11 protein-coding genes and 1 pseudogene are annotated in these 19,244 nt (G+C 59.2%); 6 read left to right on the top strand and 6 right to left on the bottom strand.

Annotation, left to right across the window (positions count from 1 at the left end; translation table 11 throughout):
* Positions 1–99: 99 nt before the first annotated feature.
* The 5 genes and pseudogenes from ACIO0C_RS21915 to ACIO0C_RS21935 all read right to left on the bottom strand — a co-directional run bounded on the left by ACIO0C_RS21915 (position 100) and on the right by ACIO0C_RS21935 (position 9,176).
* On the bottom strand, positions 100–3,195 hold the full coding sequence (locus ACIO0C_RS21915; RefSeq protein ID WP_401315177.1) for an efflux RND transporter permease subunit: 3,096 nt from the start codon (positions 3,193–3,195) through the stop codon (positions 100–102).
* Positions 3,192–4,289: an efflux RND transporter periplasmic adaptor subunit gene (locus ACIO0C_RS21920; RefSeq protein WP_401315179.1), complete on the bottom strand. Its 1,098-nt coding sequence runs from the start codon at positions 4,287–4,289 to the stop codon at positions 3,192–3,194. The genes ACIO0C_RS21915 and ACIO0C_RS21920 overlap by 4 nt, the downstream gene beginning before the upstream one ends.
* A 30-nt stretch (positions 4,290–4,319) precedes the next feature.
* Entirely contained in the window at positions 4,320–5,783 is a 1,464-nt protein-coding gene (locus ACIO0C_RS21925) for an efflux transporter outer membrane subunit (RefSeq protein WP_401315180.1), read from the bottom strand.
* A 165-nt stretch (positions 5,784–5,948) separates the two neighbouring features.
* On the bottom strand, positions 5,949–6,164 hold the full coding sequence (locus ACIO0C_RS21930) for a hypothetical protein (protein ID WP_401315181.1): 216 nt from the start codon (positions 6,162–6,164) through the stop codon (positions 5,949–5,951).
* Positions 6,165–6,277: 113 nt separating this feature from the next.
* A pseudogene (locus ACIO0C_RS21935) lies at positions 6,278–9,176 on the bottom strand (AAA family ATPase).
* Between the two features lie 387 nt (positions 9,177–9,563).
* On the opposite strand from ACIO0C_RS21935, the gene ACIO0C_RS21940 reads away from it, so the two are divergent.
* Both ACIO0C_RS21940 and ACIO0C_RS21945 read left to right on the top strand, forming a co-directional pair.
* Positions 9,564–11,219, top strand: coding sequence for a bifunctional 3-(3-hydroxy-phenyl)propionate/3-hydroxycinnamic acid hydroxylase (locus tag ACIO0C_RS21940; RefSeq protein ID WP_401315182.1), 1,656 nt, complete (start codon positions 9,564–9,566; stop codon positions 11,217–11,219).
* Between the two features lie 2 nt (positions 11,220–11,221).
* Positions 11,222–11,869, top strand: a complete 648-nt coding sequence (locus ACIO0C_RS21945) for a TetR/AcrR family transcriptional regulator (RefSeq protein WP_401315183.1) — start codon at positions 11,222–11,224, stop codon at positions 11,867–11,869.
* Positions 11,870–12,733: 864 nt separating this feature from the next.
* Here the strand turns inward: ACIO0C_RS21945 and ACIO0C_RS21950 are convergent.
* On the bottom strand, positions 12,734–13,969 hold the full coding sequence (locus tag ACIO0C_RS21950) for an NADH:flavin oxidoreductase/NADH oxidase family protein (RefSeq protein WP_401315184.1): 1,236 nt from the start codon (positions 13,967–13,969) through the stop codon (positions 12,734–12,736).
* A gap of 326 nt (positions 13,970–14,295) precedes the next feature.
* Between ACIO0C_RS21950 and ACIO0C_RS21955 the strand changes: the two genes are divergently transcribed.
* From ACIO0C_RS21955 to ACIO0C_RS21970, 4 genes are all read left to right on the top strand, one after another.
* A complete protein-coding gene (locus ACIO0C_RS21955) occupies positions 14,296–14,910 on the top strand; it encodes a TetR/AcrR family transcriptional regulator (RefSeq protein WP_401315185.1) in 615 nt (204 codons plus the stop codon).
* A gap of 81 nt (positions 14,911–14,991) precedes the next feature.
* The gene (locus tag ACIO0C_RS21960; RefSeq protein WP_401315187.1) at positions 14,992–16,083 is read left to right on the top strand and encodes a VOC family protein; all 1,092 of its coding nucleotides are present in this window, start codon (positions 14,992–14,994) and stop codon (positions 16,081–16,083) included.
* Between the two features lie 175 nt (positions 16,084–16,258).
* Positions 16,259–17,215: a fumarylacetoacetate hydrolase family protein gene (locus ACIO0C_RS21965; protein ID WP_401315189.1), complete on the top strand. Its 957-nt coding sequence runs from the start codon at positions 16,259–16,261 to the stop codon at positions 17,213–17,215.
* Complete coding sequence (locus ACIO0C_RS21970; RefSeq protein WP_401315190.1) at positions 17,215–19,116, top strand: acyl-CoA synthetase; 1,902 nt, start codon at positions 17,215–17,217, stop codon at positions 19,114–19,116. The genes ACIO0C_RS21965 and ACIO0C_RS21970 overlap by 1 nt, the downstream gene beginning before the upstream one ends.
* The last annotated feature ends 128 nt before the right edge of the window (positions 19,117–19,244 follow it).

Raw genomic sequence — 19,244 nt, forward strand, 5'->3', positions numbered from 1 at the left:
GTGCGCGAAACAGGGCCCCAAGAGGTCGGATCTTTCCTTACTTGCGGAAATTGCACGAGCGAACTCCAGCGGTAAGGGCTCGTGCAATACCGGCGCTTGCTATACAGGAACCAAGGGGGTATCTGCCATTACTCGCTGGGCGTCAGTCGTCTGGACACGACGGACCTTAAACCATGCCGCGTACAACGCGGGAACGAAGAAAATTGTTAGCAGTGTCGCCATGGTGAGACCGCCCATAATCGCGATCGCCATCGGCCCCCAAAACACACTACGTGTGAGCGGGACCATTGCGAGTACGGTGGCCAGCGCCGTCAGCATCACCGGACGGGCTCGGTGAATGGCGGCATCCAGCACAGCATTCCACGGGTCGCGCCCCTCGGCGTTCTCGATTTGTATTTGATCGATCAGGATCACCGCGTTGCGCATGATCATGCCACCAAGTGCGATGATGCCCAGGATCGCGACGAAGCCCAGCGGCGATTGAAACACAAGCAGCGCGGGCACTACACCGATCAGGCCCAGCGGTGCAGTCAGCATCACCATCCACATGCGGGAGAAGTTCTGCAATTGCAGCATGAGCAATAGCAGGATAGTCACCAGCATCAACGGGGCTACCGCGAGCAGCGCCTTGTTGGCCTTGTCACTTTCCTCAACTGCTCCACCTATATCGATGCGGTATCCGGTCGGCAGCTTGGCTTCAATGTCCTTGAGCAACGGCAGGATTTCCTGCGTCACCGAGACACCCTGTTCACCATCCTTCACGTCCGCACGCACAGTGATCGCCATGTCGCGGTTGCGGCGCCACAGTACCGGTTCTTCCAGTTCAGCGCGCACCTGGGCGACTTGCGACAGCGGCACCACGGTGCCCTGGCGTGTGTAAAGGTTGATGTTTTTCAGTGTGTCGAGGTTCAAGCGTTCCTCTGGCACGGCACGGGCCACGATGTCGATCAGGTCCTCGCGCTCACGCAGCTGCGACAGGGTTGCGCCGTTCATCACGGTCTGGGTCGCCAACGACACGTCGGCCGGGGTGAGGCCAAGCGCACTCGCCTTGTCCTGATCAAGCTCCACCTTCAGCGTACGCACCGGGTCGTTCCAGTCCAACTGGAGGTCGCGCACCTTTTGGTTAGATGCGACTACCTTCTCCACGTCTCGGGCGATCTTGCGCACCACTTGGGTATCGGGGCCTACCACGCGGAACTGTACTGGGTAGCCAACGGGTGGCCCCAACTCTAGCCGAGTCACGCGTATCCACGCTTGTGGGAATTGTTGGTTTGCCGAGTCCACCAGCCGGGCACGTACTCGCTCGCGTGCATCCAGATCTTTGGTCATCACAACAAACTGAGCGAAACCCGGATTGGGCAGCTCCGGGTTGAGCGAGAGGTAAAAGCGCGGTGCGCCGGCGCCGGTGTAGGCAGTATAGAAACGCACGTCCTCATCCTTCGCCAGGATCTCCTCCATGTGCTTGACCTGCTCGGTTGTCGCGGCAAACGAGGAGCCTTCCTTAACACGCAGGTCTATCACCAGCTCAGGACGCGAACTGTTGGGGAAGAATTGCTGCGGCACGAGCTTGATACAGGCCAGAGCAAGCACCAGAGCGCCCACAGTCGCACCGATGACAATCCAACGGCGCTCGATGGCGGCGTCGATCAAGCGGCGCAGGCTGCGGTAAAACTTGGTGTCGTGCGGATCAGCGTGCTGATGCGAGCCCAAGTCGTTGGGCAGCATCTTGACCGCCAGGTATGGTGTGAAGATGCCCGAACAGATCCACGAGAACAGCACCGCGGCGCCGACAATCCAGAAAATGCCCCCCGCGTACTCGCCGGTGGTGGATTTCGACAGGCCGATCGGCAGGAAGCCTACGACTGTGATCAGCGCACCGGTTAGACGCGGCATGGCGGTGGACTGGTAAGAGAAGGCGGCGGCCTTCACGCGGTCCATGCCGGTTTCCATCTTCGCCACCATCATCTCGATAGCGATGATGGCGTCATCCACCAGCAGTCCCAACGCGATAATCAGTGAGCCGAGCGAGATACGCTCAAGGTTCCAGCCCATCGCCAGCATCACCAGCGCCACGCCACCCAGCACCAGCGGCACCGTGGCCGCGACCACGAGGCCTGCGCGCCAGCCCAGGCTGGCCAGACTTACTGCAATCACGATGACCAGCGCCTCGACCAGCGCGCGCCCAAAGTCCAGGATTGCATCCCGTACCGTGGTGGGCTGATCGGCCACCAGCTCCAGCTCCACACCATGCGGAAGTTCCGACTGGATCTTGGTGACGGCCGTGTCCATCGCCTTGCCAAGATCCACGATGTTGCCGTCACTGGTCATCGTGATACCAAGCATCAGTACGGGCTGGCCGTTGTGACGTACCGTGTAGGTCGGTGGATCCTCGAAGCCACGGGTAACGGACGCGACGTCGCCGAGCTTGATCAGCCGGCCACCGGCGGAGATCGGCACGTTGCGGATGGCTTCCTCGCTAGCGAATTGGCCACTCACGCGCACCATTACGCGGTCGCCATGGGTGTCGATCTGGCCTGCGGGCAGCATGGCGTTCTGGCTCTTGAGGCTTTCGGCAATGGCCAGCGGTGTAATGCCCAGCGCTGCCAGGCGTTCGTGCGAGAACTCGACGTAGACACGCTTGGCCTGCTTGCCGATGAGATCGATCTTCTTGACCATCGGCACCTTCAGCATCTGGCGCTTGATGTCCTCGGCCGCGTCGGACAACTCGGCGTGGCCGATGCCGTCGCCTTTGACCGCATACATCAGGCCATACACGTCGCCGTACTCGTCGTTCAGGATCGGGCCGATCACGCCGTCAGGCATCTCCAGGCTCAAATCGTTGAGCTTCTTGCGCGCCTGGTACCAAGCCTCGCGCTGGTCAGCCTTGGAAGTGCCGCCGCGGACGGTGAGTGTCATGCCGGCATAGCCTTGCCGCGCATAAGTAACGACTTTCTCGAAGTTGTCGATCTGCTCGAATTTCTTCTCCATGCGGTTGAGGACCTGGTCCTGCAACTGCTGGGCAGTGGCGCCCGGCCAGATGACCATAGCGGTCATGGAGGGCACAGAAAAGTTCGGGTCTTCCAGTTGGCCAAGCCGGGTGAAACTGAAGGCCCCGGCTACTGCAACGACGAGCAGCATGAACAGGACAATGGCGCGGTGGCGCAATGCCCAGTCGGTGAGATTGAAGTTGCTCATCGGGCGGCCTGCTGCGTGGTGACTTTTTCATCGATTGCGACATTGCGCAAGACGACTTTTAGTCCGGAGGTCATCTTCTGTACACCGGCAGTAACGACCAATGTGCCAGCCCGCGGTCCAGTGACGAGCACCTCGTCATTGCGATAGCCCCAGACGGCCACACGCTCCAAATCGACCAAACCTTCCGACGAGACCGTCCAAAGCGCTGGTTGCCCGCCACTTTGCGTGAGTGCCGTCGCCGGTACCGCTGCCACTGCGACACTGCTCATCACGCGCTCGGCCGTGACCGTGGCAGTGGCACCCAGTGGCAGGGCCTTGGCTGGTTTAAGTCGAGCGCGGTAGGTGCGCGTTTGCGTTGCAGCCTGTGGCGACAATTCGCGCAAGGTGGCATCGAAGCTTTCGTTTGGCGCACTGGCCAAAGCACCTTTGAAATGCGCCTCCTTGAAGACAGACAACTGGTCTTCGGGGACATCGATGACGACCTCAGATTCGTCCGGATTGGCAATCGAAATAATCGGTTGGCCTTCCGCCACGACCTGTCCCGCTTCGATACGTACCGCCGTGACTACGCCGCTACGGGAGGCGCGCAGTACGGTGTACTTGAGGCGGTTGCGTGCAATCTCAAGCTTTCGCGCTTCGGCCTCGGCGGTCGCGCGCGTGGTCTGGGCATTGGTATGTGCACGCTCATCGTCGGCCGCGCTGACTGAACCATCTGCCTTCAAGGCCGTCAGGCGCTGACGATCGGATTCGGCCTGGCGCGTCTGCTCCACGGCAGCGGACCACTGCTGTTGCGACGCTTCCTCCGCGAGGCGGTAGTCGCTGTCGTCCAACACAGCCAGTATGTCGCCTTCGCGCACCAACTGACCGACGTCGACCTTGCGTTGGGCAACCTTGCCGCCCACACGGAAGGATTGGTCGACTTCGTGGCGCGACTGCACGGTGCCCACATAGCGGCTGACGTCGCGGGCATTGTCGTAGTTGATTTCAACGGTACGTACCGCTCTGGGGGCCGGCACGGACGGCTGATCCGGGCTGCACGCGCACAGCATAGCGGCGACGGCCAAGACGCCGGCCGCAGTAAGAGAATTCTTCAAGACGGTTCCTCTTTGGAGAACGACAGATACTTAGGAAAGTGGTGGCCGGTCAGCTTTGACAGATGCGGCTGGGTTGGAGGGTTGTTCGAACACCTGCCAGCCCCCGCCCAGTGCCTTGTAGAGCTGCACGCTATCGAGCAGGAGTCGGGTGTTGCTTTCGTTGGAGTTCAGGTGTGCCGCCAGTCGCGCCCGCTGCGAATCAAGCAAAGGCAACAGGTCAATCTGCCCGCGGTTATAGAGCGACTGGGCGCGACTTTGAGCCGACTCCGCGGAAGCGGCGGCCAATTGCAGCGACCCCGAGCGGCGACGTTCCTGTGCAAGCGTGACAAGGGCGTTTTCCACATCCTCAAGCGCACGCACGATGCCGTCCTCAGCGCGAAGTACGGCCTCTTTTTGAGCGCTTTCGGCCGCATCGTTGATTGCTTGCGTGCGTCCTGCGTTGAAGAGCGGCATTGCCAGCAGACCCGCGACATTGGTGAAGCGCGCAGCCCCAAGATCGGCACCGTTCAGGTTCAGGCCCTGGCGGCCGAAGGACGCACCGAGAAAGAGTTGGGGGAACCACTCAGCTTTCGCTTGCTGGCGACGCGCATTGGCGGCATCCAGCTGAGCCATCAACGCCAGGACGTCAGGTCGGCGTTGTAGCAATTCGGCCGGCTGCCCAGGCTTGGCCTCAGGCACATCCGTCATTTCGCTGCTTGAAGGCTGAATGTTGGTGGTGTTGAAAGACTGGTCGGCGATCAGTACCGCGATACGGTGACGTGCCACCGCCGCTTGGGTTTCCAGTGGTGGTATTTGCGCCCGCGCCGATAAGGCGTCGGTCTGCGCGCGCTCGACGTCGAACGCGGATGCGAGCCCCACCTGTTGACGCGCAGTAACCAGCCGCAGCGTCTCGTCCTGCATCGCCGAGATAGCGCGCAATGTTGCAACCTGGCGCTGGGCCCCGACCAGGGTGAAATAGTTGCTGACGACATCGCTCATCACCAGCAGGCGCACGCCGCGCATGCTGTGCTCCGCGGCTAATGCATCGGCATCCGCCGCCGCGGCACTGGCTCGCAGGCGGCCACTCAGGTCGAGTTCCCACGAGACGTCCAAGCCCATACTGGCGGTCTTGGTATCCGGATACCCCTGTTTTACTGCCGAATTGAAGCCGGTGCTGCGGTCACTGCCAGAGACTGAAGCACCGACGCTTGGAAGCAGCCAGGACTGGCTGACTGTTTCTCCAGCACGCGCGGCACGCAGCCGTTCGGCGGCAATTTTGACATCGCGGTTCTCCCGCGCGGCTCGACGCACCAGGTCCGTCAGCAATGGGTCGTGGTAAACCTCCCACCAGGCCGCCTCGGGCTCCATCTCGGACGCCGTACTGGCGGCGAAGTTGTTCGGCACGTCGACCGAGGGTTTGAGGACCGGTGTGGAGCAGCCAGAAAGGGCGAAGGCGATCGATGTGGCCAAGGCAGCCGCCATGGCAAACGCGGTGGGGCACTTGGTACGTTGCAAGGTTGTCCCACCGGCCTGGCAAGGCAGCGGATGGGGGGTGGAAAGTCGCGGCATCAGAAATGGACTCGTGTAGTTCGAGGTGGCTTCAGCGTAGGGGGACTGTGTAGGCAAAGTCGTCAGCGAACCGTCAGCGTTCGGTCGCGATGCGCTTTGTGCTGGAGAGGTTCATTCACTGTCGCCTTCTATCGCCTGCTCATCGGCTGCTGTCGCCAGATCTGCACCAAGCGACTCCAGCAACTCTTCGCCGGATGAGAACTCGCGCTGACGCCCGGTGACCAGGTTTTCCAAGCGACCGGCCAGGGCGCCCGGTTCGGCATCACTGCGCAGCTTGACGACGTATGCGCGGCGGCTCGGGTATTTGGATTCAGGGTTGAGGCTCATCGCAGACCTGGGGATCAAGAAGGTTAGATGCCAGCGTAAGCCGTCCTCTAGGGCGAGTCGTAAGCGAAAGGTCAGACTTCGGTCGGATCACCTTCGCTCCCACAAGCGTCACTTCAAGCCCGCTTAGCAGCCTCAAGCAGCGAGCGTGCACGTTTTACCTGTTCGGTTCCGTGCGATTCAGGCAATTGATCAATCAGCATGGCCAATGCCTGGTGATCCTCTGGCGCGGCATTGTGGTACTCACACAATTCAACCAGCGCGAGCAGCTCCAGCCATGATGCTTCTTGGGCGCGTGCCTCCTCAATCGCACTCCGCACCGCCGCGTTGCTGGCGTCCGACCGACCCTGAGCACGCGCGAGTGCGGCCTTCAGAAGCAAGAGCTGCGGCAGGTATACACGCTCCCCCAATTCCTCACCTATACGGAATGCTTCCTGCAATTCGACTTGCGCTGCGTCGTAATCACCCGCTAGGAGTAGCGCCTCGGCGGCGTAGCCGAGTACTTCGCTAGCACCGGAGCGCATACCGAGTTCGGTGTGTTCCTCGTAGGCCTTACGGATGTGCCGGTAGCCATCTCGCGGCGCCCCATTGCGCGCGTCGGCCCACCCGCGCCACCAGCGACAAGCCGTACGACCGAGTGCGAGCGAATACTCAACGACGAGCTTTTGCATGCTGTCAGCCAGCTCTGCTACCCGCACAGGGTTCCCCAGACGTACCTCGATCAACACCTCCTGCCAGGTAGCGATCAGCAACGTCATGGGTTGTCGGAGCGTATGTGCGCGGTTTCGGGCTTGCTGCAAATGGTTACGCCCTTCCTCAATCAGCCCAGATCGCACCAGCTCGATGGCCAGCATACCGTGCAGCATGACCTGTGGATCAGTCGCAAAGATCTCGTTTGTCCCTATGCCCAGCGGCTCGGCGATCGCGAGGGCGCGTTCTAGCCAGTTGCGTGTCGTGTTCGTGCGACCCTGGAGGTGATGCACCTCACCCTGAACAATGCACGCTGCCAGCATGAGCGCTTGATCGTTTGCGTGCAAAGAGAGCGCTTCAGCACGCTCTGCCACTTCTAAAGCCTGTGAATAGTCGCCGCGCAGACCGAGCAGATAGCCGAACCCATGTAGGAGGCGACCGCGCATGGGGTGCTCGGGTACATCCGCGAGCAACGTGTATGCCCGTTCGAAAGCGTCCTTGGCTTTGCTGCCGACACCGAACATGTGGAAGGCCGAAACCCCCTGCAACGTGGCCAAGGTAATTTCGAGCGTGTCGCGCTCCTTCCCGCCGGGAGCCTGCATAAGCAGGATTAGGCCACGCTCGGTGAGGCCGATGCACAAGTCCGGGCTGAAGTGCAGTAGTGCGGCTTCTGCGGCCTCGGCGTAATAGCGCAGCGATAGCATCGGCTGCCGAGCACGATCGAAATGCATCGCCAGTTCCGAAGCTGCAACCGGCGTACCAGCGGTGCGCTCACTTTCGAGGGCAGTGCCAACTTGGCGATGGAGATCGATGCGCAATGCGCGCGGCGTGCGCTCGTACAACACTTGGCGAAAAAGGGCGTGGCGGAACGAGTAAGGCAGCTCGACCGCTTCGTCAACATCGGGTATCCGCGATTGTGTGAGCCATACCTGCTCACGCATCAGGTCCTCACAGGCGCCGATCACCGAAGAGAGATTGCGCTCTAGGGCGAGCGAAACTGTCTCAGTCCGGAAATCGGACCCGCACACCGCAGCTGCGCAGAGAAGCGCTCGTTGTTCGGGAGCTAGCTTGGCAATGTAGTGATCGATGATGGCCGCAAGGTTGTCGGGAACCGCCAGGTCGGTCAGCCGAGCTTCGATGGTGGTTTCGTCCTCTTTTACAACCATCACTTCACTGATGATTGAGGAAACGAACAACGGCACGCCGTCAGTCCGGTCGTGCAGGGCGCGCACGAAGGCTTCATCACGTGCCAGTGAGGCTGAACGCAGCGCCACAAAGTCGGCGACTTCAGTTTCCGAAAATGGGTCGAGCACCACTTCCTCGCACAGGCGTTGCAGACGAAGTTCATGGCGCAACGAACTGAGCGGGTGGTCAAGCGCCACCACTTCGGCAAGGCGAAAGCTTGACAGCCACATGAGCCGTGCGGGGCCACGGCGGCGGGCCATGTAGTTAATCAGCTGAACCGTCGCCCGGTCGCTCCAATGCAGGTCTTCGGTCACCAGTAACAGCGGGCGCAGCTCTGTGTAGCGGTCCAACAGTTCACCAAACTCCCTCAGCATGCGTTCCGGGCCGACACCGGCCAGTTCACGCCGCAAGGCGTCACGCTCCTCCGTGCTACTCAGCCACGGCAATTGCAACAGCCAGGTGGGTGCCACTTCGCGCAATAACGCCGGCAGAGTCGGTTCGCTGCGGCACAGGTCGGCCAACGCCTCCAGTACCGGCAGGTACGGTTCGCCTGTGCCAAAGTGCTCCATACAATGGCCACGTGCGCAGGCGATACCGCTAAGGCCGGCAAGAAAATGCTCGATCAATGTGGTCTTGCCGATCCCCGGTTCTCCAGCTAGCCAAACTACTGCCCGCTGACCGCCACTAACCCGCTCCCACGTCCGTTGCAGCCTGGCGACTTCTGCAATGCGACCGATGAATGACGGCAACTGAGGTATGTCGGTCGGCGGAACCACCGTGGATGCAGGAGACACCGAAGCAGCAAGGGGCGACACGGCAATGAAGCGATAGCCGCGCCGCGACACCGTCTCAATAAAGCGAGGGTGCTTGGGGTCATCGCCTAACACCTTGCGCAGGTCACTGATGGCCGTTTTCAGGACCGAATCACTGACAAACCAATGTCCCCATACCTCGTCCCAGCAAAGCGTCCTTGGATACCAATGATCCTGGCTGGCGGGCAAGCACACATAACAACTGGAACGGAGTCGGCGCCAAAGCCACCGCTTGCCCGGCGCGGAACAAGCAAGCGTTGGCCTCATTGAGTTCGAACTCGCCAAAGCCCAGCAGGACGGGGGTTGGATGGGGCTGCGGACGGGCCACGGGTAATTCCTAAAAACTTAAAACGTGGTGCTGAAAATTCGCACGGTATCGATCGTCTTCGATCTAGCGTCGGTCCCTCGCAGTGACGCGCTTTAGTCATGGGTCACTGTTCCCATGACACCCCTGATCGATCCGGACGCCAAGCGTCGTCGGTCGGAAACTGGTGTACCAAAAACTTCATGCCACGAGCCTCGCTTGCCTAATTGTGGCCAGTAACACCTGACCTCTGCGCCGGTTCGTTCGACGACATCACGGCTTTTCAATTATCTCAAATAATTATGACAAATAAATCAATATTGAAATATCTCTCATTTTTGCTTATTTTGATCCTGCCTAACGATGAGACCTATGCGCCTCACGATTTCAATCACAACAAGGGCTCGCGAGATGAACAACAACAAGAAAGATTCCGAATTGCCTCCCTCCGTCATCGACGTGCTGGTCGTCGGTAATGGCCCGGTAGGTGCGACAATTGCGGCGCTGCTCGGCCGCTACGGGGTTACTACCCTGGTGCTGGACAAGCTCCACGACATCGTACTGATGCCTCGTGCCATTGCCCTGGACAACGAGGCCCTGCGCATCCTGCAATTAGCCGGATTGTCAGAGGACGCTTTCGAGAAGATCGTGATCCCTGAAGTGAAGATGCACTCTCCGGTCCTCGGCCAATTTGGTCGCGCCAATACCGAAGGATGCATCGACGGCCATCCCAAGCTTGTGACCTTCTATCAACCCGATCTGGAACGCGCGATGCGTGGCCAGGTTTCCCGACTGAAATCAGTGACCAGTCTGGGTGGTTTTGAGATGGAAAGTCTGGTTGAGGAAGTGGATTGCGTGGTCGCTACCGTGCGGGATGAGAATGGGCACTCGCATGCAGTTCGCGCCCAATACCTGATTGGTGCAGACGGTGCCAGCTCCCGGGTTAGGGCGCTGATCGGCCAGGAATTTGAAGGACAAACCTATGCTGAGGATTGGCTGATTGTCGATGCCAAGAATCGGCATCAGTCAGCCATTGATCACATTGAATTTATCTGTGATCCACGGCGACCCACACCGCACATGCCCGCCCCTGGTGGCAGGGAACGCTGGGAATTCATGCTGCAACCCGGCGAATCACGAGAGGAGTTGGAAAGCCCGGAAAGCATCGCCCGGCTCATAGCCCCCTGGGTCAATCCGTTGGAACTGGAAATCGAGCGCAAAGCGGTGTATCGATTCCACGCTCGATGCTGCAACCGGTTTAGTAAAGGGCGCACGTTTCTCGTTGGCGACGCCGCGCACATCACCCCTCCTTTCGTCGGGCAAGGTCTCGTAGCGGGCCTTCGGGATGGTGCGAACCTGGCCTGGAAGCTGGCTTGGGTCCTTCGTGGCCACGCCGCGCCCGCGATACTCGAAACCTATGACGTTGAACGCCGCCCGCATGCTCAGGCAATGATCAACCTGGCAAAAATGATGGGCCGTCTGGTGATGCCCAAGAACAAGATCGCAGCGTTCTTCATCCACGGCTTGATGCGCATGCTGGGATTGACTCCCGCCACCAGGAGGTATTTCGAGCAGTTGGACATCAAGCCGAAAAACACCTTCAAGCACGGTTTGTTCGTACAGCATCGGCGAGGTGACAAGCTGGTACGTGGCAGCCTTTTTCCCCAAGCCTGGGTTCGTACCCTGCAAAAGCAGATCAATCTGAGCGACGATGCGCTGGGAAATAACCTTACCCTGGTTGGATTCGGCGTTGACCCTTTATCACTGCTATCCACAGATCAGATCGTTGCTTGGGAAAAGATGGGGGGGCACTTCCTGGAAGTCAGACCCCGCGGCCTACGCTCCAGTGGCCGTTGTGACTTCATCGAAGACATGAACCATGAGATCCTGCCGCTGGCTGCAAAAGGAACATTGGTCGCCGTTCGTCCTGACCGTATCATCATGCACCACCTCCCTGGCACAGAGGCCAGCAGACTTTTTCAAGACTGCCGGGATCTGCTGATGAGTGACGCCACTGCTGACAGGGTTTCCAGTACCATCAACGAGCCGATTAGATTACGAGCTTGATCATGCATTCCCCCACACCTCCTTTAGAACCCGCGGCACCAGAACCTCTCACCCGGGGGCACAAGAAGCGTGCGCGCACCCGTCGCGGTCTGATGGACGCGGCATTGCGCCTTGTCGCACGTAAGGAGGCTGGGGAAATCACACTGCTTGAGGTAGCCGCGGAGGCAGAGGTATCCAACGGCACCATCTACAACTATTTCCGAACGCGCGACGAAGTCTTCGAAGCAGTGGGCATTGCCATGGCCGCGGAGTTTTCTGATGCCATTTCTGTCCTGAACGCGGACGTGCTCTGCGGAGCGCAGCGGCTTTCGATTGGTGTACGCATGTTTGTATGTCGGGCTGCGACTGACCACCAATGGGCGAATGCGCTGCTGCGCATCATTCATTTCGACCAGGCCATGCGCTCGCGTCTGGCTGACCATGTGCTTGGCGATCTGCGTGACGGTCTGCGTGCAGGAACTTTGGCATATGAGGAGGAGGGGGTTGCCCTGGATCTGGTCTTATCGTGCACAACCGGAGCGATGCGCTCAGTTGTCGATGGTCGGGCTGTGGTGGAGCATGATGTGCGGGTCGCCGAAATGATTCTTCAGGCGTTGGGCGTAACGCCTGCCAAAGCTCGGAAAATCGCCGCAAAGCCATTACCTGGGTAGCTGCACAAACTTGCGATTCATTTTTGTTCAGTCTGACCAGTTAGTTGCGTCGGATTTAACCTGCATGCTCGGTAGCCCTGTACTTCCCATCTGTGTGCCTACGCTCCAGCAATTTCAGCACCCGCACCCGCACCCGCACCCGCACCCGCACCTGTAACGGCGCCGGCAGGCGCAGCCTTGGCCACGGTGCGCTCGTTTCGTTTCTGTCGCGGTCGCTCATTACTTCACCGCCGGCAACCTGCCCAACAAGGCCCACAAGGCGTGCCATGGATAAGCTACAGCGCCTTCGGGAGCTGAGCAGTCGGGCGCATGCAAAAAGGGGCGTCCGGCCTCTGACAATGCTTGCTCCTCGGCGCACCATCCGCATTGCAATATCGTGGCACCGCTGATCAACGTCCAATGGGCAGACCAGATCCTCATATCGGTTTTCAAGACCTGCAAGGGGCTGTGCTTGCGCGTAGGGGAGCTAGTAGCCTTTGACATGCGGGTATCGTCCTTTTTGAGTAAGTTTTGCTCCCACTGCGTAAACCAGAGGGTGGAGTATTTCTAGGGACTTCCAAGAGGCGCAATTGGCCGGTTGCGGACTATTACAAAGGCCGACAATCGGCTCATAGCACACACACCCTATGCACTTGTTTCGGAAACTGACAGATTTCACCAGCGGGCGTTCCATCGTGTTCAACTCATGGCGCTAGTAGCCCATATCGTGCCAATGACCGAGCTTGTAATCGACCTATGGGTAGGGGGCGATGTGTCGAAAACGAGCTGTTCATGCAGCCCGATGTGACTCTGGTCAGGCTGGGAGATGCCGGCCTAGGCCGAGCGAAATCCGCCTGACCTGCTGTCTTATTTGATCTGTATCTGTCAAATGTTATTTACCCATTGCCGATAGCGCTTCGCCTGGCGACGGGCCTTCAACTGATTGCCGATCAATGCCATGAGTGGCGACGTCCCGGGTTTTGTCCGTTTCCCTTGACTCAACAAGCCGAGCTGCTTCTTGATGACCGATGCCACTGCCAGTGATGCCAGCGCCTTGTTCTTCCAGCGGACAACGATGGGCTCCACTTTGGTGTCCCGACCCGCCATCCACTGTTTCGGCAGGGCTGGTTCGATTGCCAAAGCAGTGGCAAGTCCGACCATCGACACCGAACCGCTCACCACTCGTTGCGCGACCTCCTTTCTGCGCACGCCGCCGGTGACCATCAGCGGCATGCGCGCTATTTCTCCTATCTTCTGCGCGATCTCAAGAAAATAGGCTTCTCGAGCCAGGGTGCTGCCATCGCGCGTCTGCCCCTGCATGGCTGGGCTTTCGTAGCTGCCACCCGACAACTCGACCAGGTCAACTGCCTTGGTGTTAAGCATTTCCACTACGCGAGCTGCATCCTCGGCATCGAACCCGCCGCGCTGAAAGTCCGCGGAGTTGAGCTTCACAGCGACGCAAAAGATCGGTGCCACGCGCTGGCGAATGGCGTCGATGGTTTTCAATAGAATTTGCGCACGGTTTTCCAGGCTACCGCCCCAGCGGTCATCACGCCGATTGGTCAAGGGCGAAAGGAATTGGCTGAACAGGTAGCCATGCGCGGCATGAATCTGCACGCCGGTGAATCCGGCACGCTCGGCCAGCACCGCCGCTTGGGTGTAGCGCCCGATCAGCTCTTCGATCTCCTGCTCTTCCAAAGCCCTGGGCGGCACAAATGCTTTTGAAAGCCCGGGGATATCGACCGCCACGGCGGAAGGGCCCCTTGCCGATTGCCCCATTGAAGCCAATAGCTGCCGTCCGGGATGATTGATTTGCATCCAGGCCTGGGCTCCACGGCTGCGGCAAGCGTCGGCCCATAGCTTGAATTTACCCAGGTTCCGATCGTCCTCGAGCACTACGCCAGCGGGGCCGGTCAAGGCGTGGCGGTCAACCATGACGTTGCCAGTGATGATCAGGCCGGCTCCACCCTCCGCCCAACGCTGGTAGAGCTTGACCAGCGCTTCCCCTGGAGCGTGATCCTCATTAGCAAGGTTCTCCTCCATGGCAGCCTTGGCGATTCGGTTTGGAATCACCGTGCCGTTGGGTAATCGAAGCGGTTTGAAGAGATTTGAGCAGGTCATGTTCTGTCCTTCAGCTAATGAAAAGTCGGCCAGCCATCGCTTAGGGTCATACCGTTTGAGCGCTGTATTCACAGTGCCTGCTCAGGGTTTGAGCTTCTGTTTTCCATCGATGGGCCGGATTGATGGCCGCCGAGATGGCAAGCCAGATCATGACGTAATTGAACATGCGTGTTCATTTATGTCAATGTGCATGGCATTTATTGATCTGTCACCATGGGTTTAAAGTCGTATTCAGATAAAAAACCGACAAAGCTGAAAAAACATGGTTGACTTGATGTGAACACGAGTGTTCAATCGATTCATAAGGTAATCCTGGAGAGAGAACCGTGGAATCCCTGAGTCCAACACAGCGCCGCATTCATCAAGCTGCCTTTCGCCTGTTCGCCGAGAGAGGCACCTCACAAGTAAACATCCTTGATCTCGCGCAAGAAGCAGGCGTGGCGCGCGGAACGGTCTATAGCAACATCGACAGCATGGAAAGCCTGTTCGAGGCAGTCGCCAGCCATCTCGCGAGGGAGATGCATGAGCGCATCAACAAGAGCTTCGACTCCCTCTCGGATCCCGCTCATCGCCTAGCCAATGGCATTCGATTTTTCATTCGTCGAGCGCACGAAGACTCCCAGTGGGGCGCATTCATCCATAAATTCGCCATGAGCAATTCGGCGTTGCGCGAAATGTTCAGCAGCCAGGCGACCACGGATCTTCTGAGCGGGCTTTCCACTGGGCGCTACACGTTTGCGCAGGAGCAATTGCTCTCGGTACTGACGCTAATATCGAGCAGCGTGCTTGGCTCGATTTTCCTGGTACTGGAAGGTCACAAAACGTGGCGCGAGTCAGGCTCTCATACCGCCGAGCTGGTACTGCGCGCATTAGGTGTACCGGCAGAGGAGGCGCGTGAGTTGGCGACCAAGGAGTTGCCGGCACTTCCGTCTCTCGACTGACCTGACTGACTCAACCAGACAACACCCCTGGTTTCAGGGGTGGGGGACAGCTTTGCCCTAAAAACCCGGAAATCAACAACAATGAACAATAAAATCGAATTGCACCGGTTAGCGACACAACAGCCCGCCCGGCATCCGCAGCCGACGGTGAAGGCCCAGAATCTGACTCACCTGATCTTTCAACGGCCGGACTTGAATGAGGCGGCGCGTTTCCTGACTGACTTCGGCCTGACGGTAAGTCGGCAGGACGCCGAGACGCTTTATCTACGTGCCACTGACGCAACTGCCTATTGTTACCGTGTCCAACGTGCCGAACAGGCGCGGTTTATCGGGTTTGGACTGGCCGTGCAGTCCCTGGCAGATCTGGAAAAGCTCACTCGAATCCCGGGTGCGTCTTCGGTCGAGAAATCGGAACATCCCGGTAAAGGGTATTGCGTCAGGCTGACGGATCCGTCCGGTTTCATCGTGGAAGCCGTCTGCGACCAGATGCCAGGCAAGACGCTGGCACATAGAGCTCCCTTGCACTGGAATCTGGCGCACGAGCAGCCACGAATCAACGCCACTCAGCGCCCGCCGATTGCGCCCGCTGAAGTCCTCAAGCTTGGCCACATTGTCATTGAAGTGGCTGATTATCAGGCGACCTGTGCCTGGTATACGCAGCATTTCGGGTTTATTCCCAGCGATGTGCAGGTACTCCCCGACGGCACGCCTATTGTCACTTTCATGCGCCTTGATCTCGGTGACATTCCCGCGGATCACCATACGCTCGCGATTGCGCAAGGGTTCGTGGCGACCTATAGCCATAGCGCCTATGAGGTCGTCGACGCAGACGCCGTGGGCATGGGGCAGCGCGTCCTGCGCGAGCGTGGTTGGGCGCACTCATGGGGCATCGGCCGACACATTCTGGGCAGTCAGATATTCGATTACTGGCAAGACCCCTGGGGTGACAAGCATGAGCATTACTGCGACGGGGATCTTTTCACAGCCACACGGCCTACGGGCATTCATCCGGTGAGCCCCGAGGCAATGGCGCAGTGGGGGCAGTGCATGCCCAAGAGTTTTACCCAACCCAAGATGACCCTGGCCAATCTGATTCTGCTGATCCGCAACCTGCGACGCAGCCCGGACCTGACCATCCGAAAGTTGGTAACACTCATGCGGATGTTCGGGTAGAGCTGCCGCCATGTCGGACAACTCAACCCGGTTTGGCCGGCGGGACCTGCTTAAAGCCGGCGCTTTGATTGCTGGCGGTGCGTGGGTCTACACCGTTGCCAGTCCCCCTTCAGAACAACACCACCTTTCTTGCGCCACCGAGCGCGGGACAAACGCCGCTCCAGGAGTACCTTCAATGTCTGCTGTACACGTAGTCCGCTTCGAATTTCAGAACGGTATCCGCTGGGGCGTGCTTCGCCAGGGCCGTATCACAGTTGTCCCCGGTGTTTTTGAAACCACCGGTGACTTCCTTCGCCAGAACAGTATCGAGGACCTCGCTCAGCTCAAAGGCTCGGAGCTGGATGCGGGCGAAGTAAAATTGCTGTCGCCGGTGACCCGTAACCAGCAGTTCGTCTGCCAGGGTGCCAACTATCGTCAGCACATGATCGAGTCGGGCATGGACCCGGACGCGAAGAAATTCAACATGATCTTCACCAAGGCGACGAGTTGCCTGGTAGCGGCTGACAGCGACCTGATCAAGCCGCGCCACGTGCGCTTCCTCGACTACGAGATCGAACTGGGCCTGGTGATGAAGCGCCCGATCACCGGCGCCATTGCCGTCACCGACGCCAATCTGCATGAGTTCATTGCCGGCGTGGTCATTGTCAATGACTACTCGGCGCGTGACATCCAGATTCCCCAGATGCAGTTCTACAAGGGCAAGAGCTACCGCACTTTCGGTCCGGTCGGCCCGTACCTGTGCCTGCTGGATGCCAAGAGCATGCATTACCTGAAAGAACTGCAGCTACGACTCACAGTCAACGACCAGGTACGACAGAACGACAGCACGGCCAATCTGGTTTACGGCCCCGCTGAGACCCTGACCGAACTCAGCGCCTTGCAAGATCTCGATGTTGGCGACCTGATCGCCACCGGTACACCTGCCGGCTGCGCGCTGACGATCCCTTCGCCTGCGAAAATGCGCATTGCAGCCCTGCTGCCCGAAGCCACCAAGTGGAAGCTTTTCCTGAAGGCACAGGAAGGCCGGACGCAGTACCTCAACGCCGGTGACGTGGTCGAGGCGCGTATTCGTAGCGCCGATGGTGTGATCGACCTCGGCGTCCAACGCAACCGCGTCGTGGGAGAAGCCTGATGGTCGTACAGACGCTGGATGACATCGAAAGTCTCGAACGAGTCCCGTTGTCGGAGCGCGGCCTGGCTTGCAGCACTTATGAAGCGCTGCGACAGGCGGCCGAGCGCACCCCCCAGGCACCGGCGCTAAGCTTCTTCGCCGATGCCGCCGATTTCAAGCGCACCCACGAGTGGAACTACGCCCAGCTCTTGGCGGATATCACCCGCGCGGCAAATGCCTTCCATGACCTGGGCATAAAACCGGGCGAGGTGATTGCCTTCATCCTGCCCAACCTGCCGCAAACCCATTTCACGATATGGGGCGGGGAGGCGGCAGGCATCGTCATGGCGATCAATCCTCTGCTTGAGGCCAAGCAGATGGCTGGCTTGCTGAATGCCGCGAAGGCATCGGTGGTGGTGACGCTCGCGCCAACTCCAGGCAGCGACCTGTGGCCGAAACTGGCTTCGCAGCTGGATCAGTTACCCGGGATCAGGTCTGTCGTTTGGGTCAGCATGGCGCCCTATGTCGACGAACCAGTGCGTGGGGCTTTGAAAGCCGTGGCACTGAAGGAGCGAGACTTGCACAGCGGCATCGCGATCCACGATTGGCAATCGCTGATGGAGACTCAGCCACACACATACCTCAAGAGCGATCGGCAATTCCGCGAGGATGATTGCTCCTCCTACATCTGTACGGGTGGCACCACGGGACTTCCCAAGATCGCCGCGCGTACCCACGGCTCTGAAGTATTCAACGCATGGGCCATCGCCGCTCACATGCAGCCACGCAATGGTGTCCAGGTCATGTTCTGTGGCCTGCCGCTATTTCATGTCAATGGCCAGCTGGTGACTGGACTGATGCCTTGGACTCAAGGCGACCATGTGATTCTCGGCACGCCTCAAGGGTATCGTGGCGAGGGGGTGATTCCACGATTCTGGGAGATGGTCGAGCACTTCGGTATCAACCTCTTTTCCGGCGTGCCCACGGTCTATGCAGCACTTCTGCAAAATGAATGGCAGGGCCGGGATCTGTCCAGTCTTCGCTATGCAATCTGTGGCGCCGCACCCATGCCGGCTGAGCTGTTCCGCGAGTTCGAGCGTCGGACCGGGGTGAAGATCCTTGAAGGTTACGGTCTTACCGAGGGTGCCTGCGTCTCCTCGATCAATCCACCCCAGGGCGAGCGCCATATCGGCTCCATCGGGATACGGATCGCCTACCAGAATATGCGCGCGGTCGTGCTCAATGATTCGGGAGAGTACCTGCGCGACGCCAACGTGGATGAGATCGGCCTCATCACGATCAGTGGACCGAACCTCTTCGATGGCTATTTGGAGGAGCGTCATAACCAGGGACTCTGGATCGATATCGACGGTCAGCGCTGGCTGAATACGGGTGACTTGGGTCGCCAGGATGCGCAGGGATACTTCTGGCTGACCGGTCGCAAGAAGGAGTTGATCATTCGCGGTGGTCACAACATCGATCCCAAGCAAATCGAGGAGGCGCTTCAGGCGCATCCTGCTGTCGCCTTGGCCGCTGCAATCGGCAGCCCCGATGCCTACTCGGGCGAGGTGCCGGTTGCCTACGTTCAACTGCGCCCCGGGCAAGTTTGCAACGCCGAAGAGCTTGAGGCGTTCGCTCATCAGAACATCAGCGAGCGGGCAGCCGTTCCCAAGCGCATTGAAATCCTCGAAGCGTTGCCACTGACTGCGGTGGGCAAGATATTCAAGCCCGCTTTGCAGCAGCGCGAAATTGCCAAAGTAGTCCAGCAGGAAGTGGAACGCCTGGGGCTTTCGGATATTGCTGTCGAAGTCGTGCAGGACAATCGTCGTGGGCAGGTTGCCTGCGTCAGGGCCGGAACTGGCCAGGCAGTCCTGGCTCCGCTCCTGGGGCGTTACAGCTTTCAAGTCGAGTGGGTTAACTGAGTTTCTGACTCGCAATCCGTAAGTCTGGCAATCATGCCCTGGCGCTGTTCAGCCAGGGCTTTTGACACAACTTGGATCAACGCCAACTGGCACTGAAAAGTGCACAGGACGGCGAAGCCTTGCCTGCG

Origin of the sequence: Pseudomonas sp. NPDC087336 (assembly GCF_044744285.1) — a bacterium.
Classification (GTDB): Bacteria; Pseudomonadota; Gammaproteobacteria; order Pseudomonadales; family Pseudomonadaceae; genus Aquipseudomonas.